The 13,216-nt window shown below is 36.0% G+C and carries 11 protein-coding genes; all 11 read left to right on the forward strand.

The features are described from left to right. Positions 1 to 8 precede the first annotated feature (8 nt). The 11 genes from JNUCC80_RS01860 (at position 9) to JNUCC80_RS01910 (ending at position 13,215) form a co-directional block, all read left to right on the forward strand. On the forward strand, positions 9 to 302 hold the full coding sequence (locus JNUCC80_RS01860; RefSeq protein WP_454153145.1) for a hypothetical protein: 294 nt from the start codon (positions 9 to 11) through the stop codon (positions 300 to 302). After that, complete coding sequence (locus JNUCC80_RS01865; protein WP_454153146.1) at positions 295 to 651, forward strand: phage holin family protein; 357 nt, start codon at positions 295 to 297, stop codon at positions 649 to 651. Before JNUCC80_RS01860 ends, JNUCC80_RS01865 begins: the two co-directional genes overlap by 8 nt. A 75-nt stretch (positions 652 to 726) precedes the next feature. Further along, a complete protein-coding gene (hprK, locus tag JNUCC80_RS01870; protein WP_454143123.1) occupies positions 727 to 1,680 on the forward strand; it encodes an HPr(Ser) kinase/phosphatase in 954 nt (317 codons plus the stop codon). Beyond that, complete coding sequence (gene lgt, locus JNUCC80_RS01875) at positions 1,680 to 2,516, forward strand: prolipoprotein diacylglyceryl transferase (RefSeq protein ID WP_454153147.1); 837 nt, start codon at positions 1,680 to 1,682, stop codon at positions 2,514 to 2,516. The genes hprK and lgt overlap by 1 nt, the downstream gene beginning before the upstream one ends. 21 nt (positions 2,517 to 2,537) lie before the next feature. After that, on the forward strand, positions 2,538 to 3,548 hold the full coding sequence (locus JNUCC80_RS01880) for an NAD(P)H-dependent glycerol-3-phosphate dehydrogenase (RefSeq protein WP_454153148.1): 1,011 nt from the start codon (positions 2,538 to 2,540) through the stop codon (positions 3,546 to 3,548). 71 nt (positions 3,549 to 3,619) lie between these two features. Next, positions 3,620 to 4,546 (forward strand): thioredoxin-disulfide reductase, encoded by a 927-nt coding sequence (gene trxB / locus JNUCC80_RS01885; protein ID WP_454153149.1) that lies wholly within the window; start codon positions 3,620 to 3,622, stop codon positions 4,544 to 4,546. A 76-nt stretch (positions 4,547 to 4,622) separates the two neighbouring features. Next, positions 4,623 to 6,353, forward strand: a complete 1,731-nt coding sequence (locus JNUCC80_RS01890; protein ID WP_454153150.1) for a phospho-sugar mutase — start codon at positions 4,623 to 4,625, stop codon at positions 6,351 to 6,353. 110 nt (positions 6,354 to 6,463) lie between these two features. Continuing rightward, positions 6,464 to 8,461, forward strand: a complete 1,998-nt coding sequence (uvrB, locus tag JNUCC80_RS01895) for an excinuclease ABC subunit UvrB (RefSeq protein ID WP_454153151.1) — start codon at positions 6,464 to 6,466, stop codon at positions 8,459 to 8,461. A gap of 6 nt (positions 8,462 to 8,467) precedes the next feature. Further along, complete coding sequence (uvrA, locus tag JNUCC80_RS01900) at positions 8,468 to 11,296, forward strand: excinuclease ABC subunit UvrA (protein ID WP_454153152.1); 2,829 nt, start codon at positions 8,468 to 8,470, stop codon at positions 11,294 to 11,296. Positions 11,297 to 11,368: 72 nt separating this feature from the next. Continuing rightward, entirely contained in the window at positions 11,369 to 12,253 is an 885-nt protein-coding gene (rapZ, locus tag JNUCC80_RS01905) for an RNase adapter RapZ (protein ID WP_454153153.1), read from the forward strand. Then, positions 12,250 to 13,215 (forward strand): gluconeogenesis factor YvcK family protein, encoded by a 966-nt coding sequence (locus JNUCC80_RS01910; RefSeq protein WP_454153154.1) that lies wholly within the window; start codon positions 12,250 to 12,252, stop codon positions 13,213 to 13,215. Before rapZ ends, JNUCC80_RS01910 begins: the two co-directional genes overlap by 4 nt. Position 13,216: the final 1 nt, after the last annotated feature.

The raw sequence follows: 13,216 nt of genomic DNA on the forward strand, positions 1-13,216 counted from the left end.
AGAACAAAATGTCAGTTTTTCTAATCGTATTAGGAATTTTATTTTTAGTTATGTTAGTGGTTATTTTCTTTATGATGCTAGGATTGATTTTAACTGTCCTATTTAAATTTATTTTGCCATTATTTATTATATTTGCGATTGGAATGTGGATTTATGTTGCCCATAATCGTCGCAAAGGAACAACTAAATTTAATAAAAATTATTTTAAAAATAATCGTTATCATAGTTATTACAAATCAAATTCAAAACGCAAACACGCTGAAAATGTAACTGAAGAAACAAAGGGGGATTCTCATGACTAAATTTATCGGTCGTTCTTTGATTAATGCGATTGTCTTAATTGCGTTAGCTGGAATGTTTCCTAAAATGGTTTATGTAGACAACCTATTGGCAGCTATCGTTGTGGGTGTGATTTTGACTGTTTTGAGTATGACATTGACCCCTTTATTGCAATTTTTTGCACTACCATTAACGTTCTTAACGCTAGGGCTTTTTGCACTAGTCGTTAATGGTATAACGCTTGCGATTGCCATCTCACTTTCAGGTGGAGCTATTGTCATATCAAGTTTTTGGTCAACCATTATTTGTGCAATTGTCATTACGATTGTTCAACGTGTTGTTGCAAACTTTTTTCAAAACAATTTGAAATAAAGTGAGATATTTCGAAAAATCAGTAATAGAATGATAAAATAAAGCTATAGAGTATAGGAAAGACGAGGGTTCGCTATGTTGAATTACGTTAGTATGAAAGACTTTGCCAAAGACAATGATCTGACAGTGCTAGTTGGAGAAGAATATTTAGACAGTAAGCGCGTTTATGTTAGTGATATATCAAGACCAGGACTTGAATTGACAGGTTACTTTGACTACTATCCACATGAACGTATTCAGTTGTTTGGAATGACTGAAATTTCATTTGCTAATCAGTTAACACCTGATGAAAGAATGACTGTTTTTACTAAAATGTGTACTAAAAGCACACCGGTATTTTTGATTTCAAGAGATTTAACACCACCAAAAGAATTAGTGGAAGCTGCTGAAAAAAATCAAATGCCAGTACTAATTTCTAAATTACCAACAACACGTTTATCCAGTGTGATTACTGATTACTTAGATTATAAATTAGCTGAACGTCAAAGTATTCACGGTGTTCTAGTAGAAATTTATGGAACAGGTATTTTACTAACAGGTAATTCTGGAATTGGTAAAAGTGAAACAGCTCTCGAATTGGTTCAAAGAGGTCACCGTCTAATTGCCGATGATCGTGTTGATGTTTTCCAACAAGATGAAAAGACTATCGTGGGTGAAGCGCCTTCAATTTTGAAACACTTGCTTGAAATTAGAGGCATTGGAATTGTTGATGTCATGAACTTGTTTGGTGTGGGTGCTGTTAGACAGTCTACACCGGTATCTTTAATTATTAATCTTGAAAATTGGGATCCAAAAGCATCTTATGATCGCTTAGGTTCAGCAGATGATTATCAAACAATTTTTGATGTAGACGTTCCTAAAATGACAATCCCAGTCAAAGTTGGACGCAATCTATCAATTATTATCGAAGTTGCGGCAATGAACTTTAGAGCTAAGAATCTTGGATTTGACGCAACTAAAGTATTTGAAAATCAATTAACAGAACTAATCGAAAAAAACAAGCAAGATAATCAAGGAGATGCAAACTAATGATCAACTTTTTACAATCATTATCTCCGGTTGCCTTCAATTTAGGCCCATTTAGTGTGCGTTGGTATGGTATTATTATCATGACAGGTGTGATTGTGGCTGTACTGATGGCAACAAACGAAGCCAAAAAACGTCAAATTATGCCTGATGACATCATCGATTTATTATTCTTTATTTTACCAATTGGTTTTATTGGTGCACGATTGTACTATGTTATTTTTCAGTGGTCTGAGTATGCGCACGAACCTGCTAAAATATTTATGATTTGGCAAGGTGGAATTGCAATTTACGGTGGGTTAATCGCTGGACTAATAACATTAATCGTTTATACATATTATCGACATCTTCCAACATGGTTATTGTTAGATATCATTACACCAGGTGTGATGTTGGCGCAAATCATGGGACGTTGGGGAAACTTTATGAATCAAGAAGCCTACGGTGCTGTCACTTCACTTGATTTTTTGAAGGGACTACATTTACCAGACTTTATCATTCAACAAATGTTTATTGATGGGGCTTATCGCCAACCCACATTCTTGTATGAATCTTTCTTTAACTTGATTGGATTAGTACTAATTCTAGTATTAAGACATAAAAGAATATTTAAACAAGGTGAAGTCGCTTTATCTTATGTACTGTGGTACTCAGTTGTAAGATTCTTTGTAGAAGGTATGCGAACTGATAGTTTGATGCTAGGCAGCATTCGTGTATCTCAAGCATTATCCATTGTTTTATTTGTTGCTGTAATTGCGATTATGATTTATCGTAGAAAAATTGTAAAACCTAAGCAGTATATTGATGGCAGTGGTTTTAAGTTTCCTTATAAACGTTAGTGAAAAGGGGTATTATCCATTATGAAAAAAATTACCGTGTTAGGATCAGGATCATGGGGAAGCACATTAGCTAATATCTTAGCTGAAAACGATTATGACGTTTGTCTTTATGGTATTGAAGAAAGTGTTGCTCGTGAAATTAATGAATCACAAACTAATGGTCGATATTTAGAAGGCTTTAAATTTAGTAAGCCAATTAAAGCAACAACAGACTTGGCTGAGGCTGTTAAAGATGCTTCAGGTATTTTGTTTGTTATTCCAACAGCAGCAATTGCAAGCGTGTCAAAACAATTGAAGCCGCTATTACCTACTGCTAAAAATCCTATTTTGATGAGTGCAACCAAGGGAATTGAACCCGGGACAAAACGTATTGTATCTCAAATCTTAGAACAAGAATTTGATAAAGAAGTAGTCCATGACTTAGTTGTAGTTTCAGGTCCAAGTCATGCTGAAAATGCTTCTCAAAAAGATTTAACAACACTTTCTGTTGCTTCGTATAATGAGGAAAATGCAAAAACGGTTCAAAAAATGTTTACGCGTGACTATGTTCGCCTTTACACAAATTCTGACCCTATTGGTGTTGAAGTTGGTGGTGCTATCAAAAACGTTCTAGCCCTAGCTGCTGGAATGATTGCAGGTAAGGGGTATGAAATTAACGCTTTAGCTGCTTTAATTACACGTGGTATCCGTGAACTAGCTTTAGTTGGTGAAGCTTTAGGCGGTCAAAAAGAAACTTTTTATGGCCTTTCAGGAATTGGTGATTTAATTGTGACTGCTTCTAGTTCTAATTCAAGAAACTGGCGTGCAGGTAAACAATTAGCTGAAGGTCAAAACTTAGATGATGTTGTCAACAACATGGGAATGGTTGTTGAAGGTGTCAAAACAGCTCAAGCTGTTCATGAACTAGCTGAAGAATTAGACTTAGATTTACCAATTTCAGAAGCAGTTTATCGTGTATTATACGAACAAACTAAAGTCGAAGATGAAATCACAAATATGATGCACCGTCCATTAAAACGTGAATTTCAATAATAGATTTTGCAAAATAAGTTGAGATAGTATATAATCTCTATATACTTATTTTTAGTAAGTGAGGAGATACTATGACAAAAAAATATGATGTTGTTGTAATTGGTGCTGGTCCTGGTGGATTGACCGCCGCGTTATACGCTTCTCGTTCTAATTTATCAGTTTTGATTTTAGATCGTGGTATTTATGGTGGTCAAATGAATAATACAGCTGATGTTGAAAATTACCCAGGGTTTGAAAATGTTAAGGGCCCTGAGTTAAGTGAAAAAATGTATGCTTCTGCTATCAAATTTGGTGCAGAGTATGGCTACGGTAATGTATCAGGAATTACTGACCATGGTGATCATAAAGTGATTCATACTGACGATGGCGATATTGAAACTTTAAGTGTTGTTATTGCAACAGGTGCACAACACAAACATTTAGGCGTACCGGGTGAAGAAGAGTATTCAGGTATGGGTGTTTCATACTGTGCCGTTTGTGATGGTGCATTCTTTAGAGATAAAGATGTTGTTGTTGTCGGTGGTGGAGACTCAGCCGTTGAAGAAGGTATTTACTTGACTCAATTAGCTAAGTCTGTCACTTTAATTCACCGTCGTTCAGAATTAAAAGCCCAACAAATTTTACAAGAACGTGCTTTTAAGAACGATAAAATGAACTTCATTTGGGATGCACAAGTTGAAACAATCGATGGCGATGGCCAAAAAGTAACGAGTGTAACCTACAAAGATAAAAACACTGGTGAACAGAAAAAAGTCGAAGCTTCAGGTGTCTTCATTTATGTTGGTATTTACCCAATCACAGAACCATTTAAAGATTTAGGAATTTTAAATGAAAACGGTTGGATTCAAACTGACGAACTTATGAAGACAAAGGTTCCTGGCATCTTTGCTGTTGGTGATGTACGTGAAAAAGCACTACGTCAAATTACGACAGCTGTTGGTGATGGTGGTAATGCAGGTCAACAAGTTTACGACTATATCCAAGAACTCAAACATTAAGATTTTTAAAAGCCTTGTTTAAGGCTTTTTTTTGTGACAATTCCAGGTATAATGGTTTTTAAGAGGAGTTGTTTTAATGAACTGGCAAGAAAACATTGCAATTTGGCAAGACAATCAGGCAAAATTACCTGATTACTTGAAACAAGAATTAGATAAAATACAAATAAATCATGAACAGGCAAAAGAAGCCTTCAGTACTAATTTAGAATTTGGGACTGCAGGAATGCGTGCCATTATGGGACCTGGATCTAATCGTCTAAACTTACTGACGGTTGGTCAAACAACAGAAGCTTTAGCACGTTTGATGGATCAGTTGTCTATCGAAAACAAAAAACGTGGTGTGGTTATTAGTTATGATTCACGTCTACACTCTGCAGAATTTGCGGCACATTGTGCCCAAATTTTAGGAAACCACCAAATTCCCGTTTATTTATTTGATGCGTTAAGACCAACACCTGAGTTATCTTTTGCGATTCGTCATCTGAATGCTTATGCTGGAATTATGATTACGGCTAGCCACAATTCTAAAGAATATAACGGTTACAAGATTTACGGTGAAGATGGTGGCCAAATGCCACCTAAGCATGTTCAAATTGTTATCGATGAAATGGCAAAAATTACCGACATTTTTAACGTCAAAACAGCGCCAATTGTCGAACTAGAAGCAGATGGGTTGCTAACTTACATTGGTGAAGATGTTGATCAAGCTTACTTGGAAAAATTGAAGACTGTTTCAATTGATGAAGAGTTAAACAAAGAACAAGGAAAAGACTTGAAAATTGTTTATACACCTCTTCACGGGACAGGTAAAATGTTGTACCGTCAAGTTTTTGAAATGAATCACTTTAAACAAGTTTACGTTGTTGCTAAACAAGCTATTTTAGATCCTGGCTTTTCAACAGTCAAAACCCCTAATCCAGAATTCATGGAGACTTTTGATTTAGCGAAAAAACAAGCGGATGAAGTGGCAGCTGATTTGATTATTGCAACTGATCCAGATGCTGACAGACTAGGTGTTGCTGTTAGAAACTCAGACCAAAAATTTGAAGTGCTAACAGGTAACCAAATTGCGGCAATCGTCACACAATATATTTTGGAATCTCGTCATCAGTTAGGACAATTAGCGCCTAATAGTGAAATTGTTAAAAGTATTGTTTCAAGTGAATTGCCTGCAAAAATTGCGGCTGACTATCAAGTGAGTTGTTGTGATGTGTTAACTGGATTCAAATATATTGGTGAAGAAATTGAACGACTAAACGAAACACAGTCAGGACACTTCCTATTTGGGTTTGAAGAAAGCTACGGGTACTTACTTAAAGACTTTGTTCGCGATAAAGATGCCATGCAAGCAGCTTTAATATTGGCTGAAACTGCTGCGTTTTATAAAGCTAAAAACAAAACATTGTATGATGCCATGCAAGATATTTATCAAAAATATGGTTACTTTGTTGAAAAGACCTATTCATTTGAATTTGAAGGACTAGATGGTGCTGCAAAGATGAAACAGTTAATGCAAAAGCTTCGCAGTCACTTGTTAACTGATTTGGATGGCACAACTGTTGTCAAAATAGAAGATTATTTAAGTCAAGTTAGTCATCAATCAGGTCAATCTAAAGACTTTACTGAGTATCCAAAAGCGGATGTTTTGAAATACTATCTTGAAGATGGTACTTGGCTTGCTTTGAGACCTTCTGGAACTGAACCAAAAATCAAATTATACATTGGTGTTGAGACAGCCAGTCAGCAAGAAGCGGACACAAAAATAGAAAATTATCAAAAGGCTTTTTTTGAGCTCATGACACAATAAGTCAGACTTTTGAAATAGTCATAATGACTGGCAAGTGCTAAACTATAATTACTGTGAAAGTTGGATATTATTATCCAACTTTTTTATATAGCTGAAGGGATGGGTGCAAGATGACTCCTGAAATTACTCAAAATAAATTTAAATTAAAATCAGATTATCAACCGGCCGGTGATCAAGGCCAAGCTATTGAAAAATTGGTCAAAGGTTTCAAAGACCACAAGAAAGAACAGATTTTGCAAGGGGCAACAGGAACGGGTAAAACGTTCACAATGGCTAATATTATTGAACAAGTTAATAAGCCCACGCTGATTTTGTCACATAACAAAACTTTGGCAGGCCAGTTGTACAGTGAGTTCAAAGAATTCTTCCCAGAAAATGCGGTGGAATATTTTGTTTCTTACTATGACTATTATCAGCCAGAAGCGTATGTGCCCTCATCAGATACGTACATTGAAAAAGATTCTGCCATTAATGATGAAATTGATCAATTACGCCATGCGGCAACTAGTGCACTATTACAACGAAATGACACGGTTATTGTAGCTAGTGTGTCGAGTATCTTTGGGCTAGGTGATCCAAAAGAGTACGCTAAACATATTATTTCACTTTCAACCGGCGCAGAAATGGAACGTAATGATTTGCTACGTCTGTTAGTAGAGAATCAATATGATAGAAATGACTATGACTTTCAACGTGGTCGTTTTCGTGTTCGTGGAGACGTCGTTGAAATTTTTCCAGCGGGATTCACACAAAATATTTACCGTGTTGAATTTTTCGGAGATGAAATTGATCGTATTGTAGAAGTGGACGCATTAACAGGCGAAAAAATAGCTGAAAAGAAAATAGTGACACTTTTCCCAGCGACTCACTTTACAACTAATGATGAGCAAATGGAAAAAGCCATTGCGCGTATTGAAAAAGAACTAAATGACCGTTTGACTGAATTAAAAAATGATAATAAGTTACTCGAAGCGCAACGTCTGGAACAGCGTACGCATTACGACATTGAAATGATGAAAGAGATGGGGTATACCAACGGGATTGAAAACTATTCTCGTCATATGGAAGGCCGTGCAGAAGGGGAACCACCTTATACATTGCTTGATTTCTTTCCAGATGATTTCTTGATTATGGTTGATGAATCACATGTAACGATGCCTCAAATTAGAGGGATGCATAATGGTGACCGCGCACGTAAGCAAATGTTAATTGACCACGGTTTTAGATTGCCGAGTGCTTTGGATAATCGACCATTAACACTAGAAGAATTTGAAGACCATGTTAATCAAATATTATATGTTTCAGCAACACCGGGAGATTATGAACTGAATCGAACACATGATATTGTTGAACAAGTTATTCGACCTACTGGATTGCTTGACCCTATTGTTCAGGTTCGTCCAATTATGGGACAAATCGATGATTTAGTAAGTGAAATTAACCAACGTGTTGAAAAAGATGAACGTGTCTTCATTACAACGTTAACGAAGAAAATGTCCGAAGACTTAACAGATTATCTGAAGGATTTAGGGATTCGTGTGAAATATCTGCATAGTGAAATTAAGTCACTTGAACGCACACAAATTATTCATGATTTAAGAAAAGGTGAATTCGATGTCTTAATCGGAATTAACTTGCTTAGAGAAGGACTAGACGTACCAGAAGTTTCTCTAGTAGCTATTTTGGATGCAGATAAAGAAGGATTTTTAAGATCTGAACGCCCATTGATTCAAACGATTGGTCGTGCTGCACGTAACCAAAATGGTGAAGTGATTATGTATGCTGATAAGATAACCAAATCAATGAAAATTGCGATAGTTGAAACACACCGTCGTCGTGAAATTCAAGAAGCTTACAACGAAAAACATCATATTACCCCTAAGACCATTATCAAACCAATTCGCGATGTTATTTCAGTTAACGAGAAATCAAGTGATAAATCTGATGACAAGAAATTAACTGATTTTGACTTTTCTGAAATGACTAAAGATCAAAAACAGGCATTAATCGGCGATTTGACTACACAAATGGAAGGTGCTGCTCAAAAACTTGATTTTGAAACAGCTGCTAATTTGAGGGATGCAATTTTAGAATTACAAGGAGAATGAGATTAAATGTTAAATGACAAAATCATTATTCATGGCGCACGTGAACATAATTTAAAAAATATTGATCTAACAATACCTAAAAATCAATTAGTTGTTGTGACTGGGTTATCGGGTTCTGGTAAAAGTTCATTAGCTTTTAATACACTTTATGCCGAAGGTCAACGTCGTTACGTTGAATCATTATCCAGTTATGCTAGACAGTTTTTAGGACAAATGGATAAGCCGGATGTTGATTCAATTGATGGGTTAAGTCCTGCCATTTCAATTGACCAAAAAACAACGTCAAAAAACCCACGATCGACGGTTGGGACTGTAACTGAAATTAATGACTATTTAAGATTATTGTGGGCTCGTGCAGGAGAACCGATTTGTCCTAACGATGGCACTAAAATCACCAGTCAATCTGTTGATCAAATTACGGATCAAGTGCTTGAATTACCAGAGCGTACAAAACTACAGGTGGTTGCACCCATTGTTAAACAAAAAAAGGGACAACATAAAAAAGCTTTTGAGCATATTCAAAAACAAGGTTATGTACGTTTGTTAGTTGATGGTGAGCAATATGATATTGCTGATGCTTTGGAGCTAGATTTAGATAAAAATAAAAAACATGATATTAGTATTATCGTTGACCGTATTGTCGTTAAAGACGGTGTGCGTTCACGATTATTTGACTCAATTGAAACAGCACTAAAGATGTCTGAAGGCTATGTCAATATTGATGTAATTGGCAAAGAAATGTTAATTTTTTCAGAGCATAATGCGTGTCCAATCTGTGGTTTTACTGTAGGTGAATTAGAGCCTCGTCTGTTTTCATTCAATGCACCTTTTGGTGCTTGTGAAGACTGCGATGGGTTAGGATCAAAACTTGAAGTAGACTACGATTTAGTTGTTCCTGATGATACAAAAACATTAGCCGAGGGTGCTATCGAACCTTGGAATCCAATCAGTTCAAACTATTACCCTGAAATGTTACGCCAGTTTGCTGAACAATTTGAAATTTCAATGGACAAACCTTTTAAAAAGCTCACAAAGAGACAACAAGACTTAGTCTTGAATGGGGCTGATAAGCCTTTTCATTTTCATTATGAAAGTGATTTTGGCCGTGTTAAAGATGTTGAAACAGTTTTTGAAGGTGTCATGACTAATATCAAGCGCCGTTATCATGAGACAAATAGTGAATTCACACGCGAACAAATGAGAAAATACATGACAGAATTAACCTGTCAAACTTGTCACGGATCTCGATTAAACCGCCAAGCTTTAAGTGTGAAAATCGATGGCAAAAATATTGCTGAAGTTTCTGATTATTCAATCTTTAATACTTTTGACTTTTTTAATCATGTGACATTGCCTGAAAAGGAAATGACAATCGCCAAGCCTATTTTGAAAGAGGTTAAAGATCGCCTAGACTTTTTAATTAATGTAGGATTGGATTATCTTACTTTATCTCGTTCAGCAGGAACGCTTTCAGGTGGGGAGGCACAACGTATTCGTTTAGCCACTCAAATTGGTTCTAATCTATCAGGTGTCTTATATATTTTGGATGAACCTTCAATTGGATTACATCAAAGAGATAATGATCGTTTGATTGAATCCCTTAAACAAATGCGAGATTTAGGGAATACATTGATTGTTGTAGAACATGATGAAGACACAATGAATGCAGCGGATTATCTCATTGACATGGGACCAGCTGCAGGAATTGACGGTGGTTATGTAACGGCTGCAGGAACCCCTAAGGAAGTTGAAAAGAACCCAGCGTCATTAACTGGACAATATTTATCTGGTAAGAAACGAATTGACATACCAAAGGAACGTCGTCTTGGAAATGGTGAAATAATTAGTGTAAAAGGCGCTAGTGAAAATAACTTAAAAGATGTAAACGTTGATTTTAAATTAGGAACATTTACAGCTGTTACAGGTGTATCAGGATCAGGAAAATCAACTCTGGTTAACACTGTGTTGAAGCGTGCTTTAGCTCAAAAATTGAATAATAATCACGAAAAGCCAGGTAAATTCAAAGAAATTACAGGATATGACAACATTGAAAAGCTAATTAATATTGATCAAAGCCCAATCGGTCGTACCCCTAGAAGTAATCCAGCAACTTACACAAGTGTTTTTGATGATATTCGTGATTTATTTGCTAAGACAAACGAAGCTAAACTTCGTGGTTATCAAAAAGGCCGTTTTTCATTCAATGTAAAAGGCGGAAGATGTGAGAATTGTCGTGGTGATGGGATTATCAGAATTGAAATGAACTTCTTACCAGATGTGTATGTACCTTGTGAAGTTTGTCATGGGACGCGTTATAATTCTGAAACACTAGAAGTGAAGTACAAGGATAAAAATATTTCTGAAGTGTTAGAGATGACGATTAAAGAATCTCTTGAATTTTTTGATAATATTCCAAAAATTAAACGCAAACTCCAAACCATTGAAGATGTTGGTTTAGGTTATGTTAAATTAGGTCAATCGGCTACGACACTTTCAGGTGGTGAAGCCCAACGGATGAAACTCGCTTCAGAGTTGTACAAAAAATCAAGTGGGAAAAATCTTTATATTTTAGATGAACCGACAACAGGGTTGCATACTGATGATATTAATCGTTTGCTTACGGTATTACAGCGTTTGGTAGATCAAGGAAACACGGTCTTGGTAATTGAACATAATTTAGATGTGATAAAAAATGCGGATCAATTAGTCGACTTAGGTCCCGAAGGTGGAGAAGGTGGCGGAACAATCGTTGCACTGGGGACACCAGAAGAAGTTGCTCAAAATGCTGAAAGTTATACAGGTTATTATTTAAAAAAATATCTCAATCAAAACTAATTATTAATTAGTTGCTTCAAAAGAAACACCCGGGTGTGTTATAATATTTGGGTCTATTTAGGAGGGGTCGCCATGGTTAATAATAAAAAACAGTTGGTCATCATTACAGGAATGTCTGGTGCAGGTAAAACTGTTGCTATTCAAAGCTTTGAAGATATGGGGTACTTTGTCGTTGATAATTTGCCGCCAAAGCTTTTGCGCAAATTTTGGAATTTGATGTTTGAATCAGGCCATATTGACAAAGTTGCTGTTGTGATTGATTTGAGATCAAGAGATTTGGATAACGAACTACTTGATGCGGTTTCTATTCTTGAAACTAAAGAAGAAGTTCAGTCAAAAATTATTTATCTCAACGCTTCAAATGAAGTTTTGGTTAAGCGATATAATCAAACCAGACGTAGCCATCCTTTAGCAATGTCAGGTCGTCTTTTAGACGGGATTAACAAAGAACGTCAGCTGCTAATGCCAGTTATGCAGCATGCTGATTTAATAATTGATACGTCAAACATTAAGCCCAAACAGTTAAGACAGCGACTAATTGAGCAGACTAAGGGGGAAGATTTATCTGATATCTTTCACATTGAAGTTATGAGCTTTGGTTTTAAATATGGGTTGCCAATTGACGCTGATTTAGTTTTTGATGTTCGATTTTTACCTAATCCATACTATATTCCAGAAATGAAACCGTTAACGGGGCTACAAAAACCGGTTGCAGAATATGTTTTGACACAAAAAATGACCACAGATTTTTATGACAAACTGTGGGAATTATTAATCACAATTATTCCTGGCTATATTAAAGAAGGTAAAACTAATTTGACGATTGCTATTGGTTGTACTGGTGGGCAACATCGATCAGTTGCATTAGCGGAAAAGCTCGGTAAGGAACTAATGAAAGACTATCCAACGGATATTACGCATCGAGAAATTTGGCGTTATCAAGGAGAACAATTATGAGCTCAAAAAAAGTTGTCGTTATTGGCGGCGGAACAGGGCTATCAGTAATTTTGAACTCATTAAAAGATTCAGATATTGAATTAACAGCAGTGGTGACAGTTTCAGATGATGGTGGGTCTTCCGGCATTATTCGAGATTATATTAATGTCGTCCCACCTGGTGATATTCGAAATGTTATGGTATCTCTTTCAACATTACCAAAAGATCAGCTAGATTTATTTCAGTATCGTTTTAAGAGCCAAGATGACTTTTTTTCAGGTCACGCATTAGGGAATTTGATTATAGCTGCACTTTCAGAGATGACAAATGATATGTTTGAATCTATTCAGTATTTATCAAAGCTAATGAAGATAGATGGCAACGTTTATCCGGTTTCAAATAGTCCCTTGATTTTAAATGCTGAATTTGAAGATGGTACAGTTGAAAGCGGGGAAAGTCATATTGTGACTTTTGATAAACAAATAAAGTCAGTTTGGGTAACTGATCCAGCCCGTAAAGATGAAGTACCCAAAGCAGTAACTGAAGTTATTGATGCGATTGAACAGGCTGATTTGGTTATTTTAGGACCGGGAAGCCTCTTTACTAGCATTCTACCTAATGTTGTCATTCCTAACGTGCGTCAAGCCTTAGCACAAACGCAAGCTGATATTACCTATATCTGCAACATTATGACTCAAGAAGGCGAAACGGAGTGCTTGACTGATTATAACCATCTTGAAATTATCAACCGTCATCTTAAAACGCGCACGGTTGATACTGTTTTAGTTAATAACCGCCAAATCCCTCAAAAAATAGTCCACCAAAATTCACCTAAAGGATACCTCAAACCTGTTGAGCATGATGAAGAAGCCTTATTAAATAATGGCGTCAAAGTTATCTCAGGCGATTTTTTGGATATCAAAAATAAAAATATTTACCATGATGGGGTAAAAGTAAGAAACGCAATATTAGATTTATTATAGA

The organism is Holzapfeliella sp. JNUCC 80, assembly GCF_053667655.1.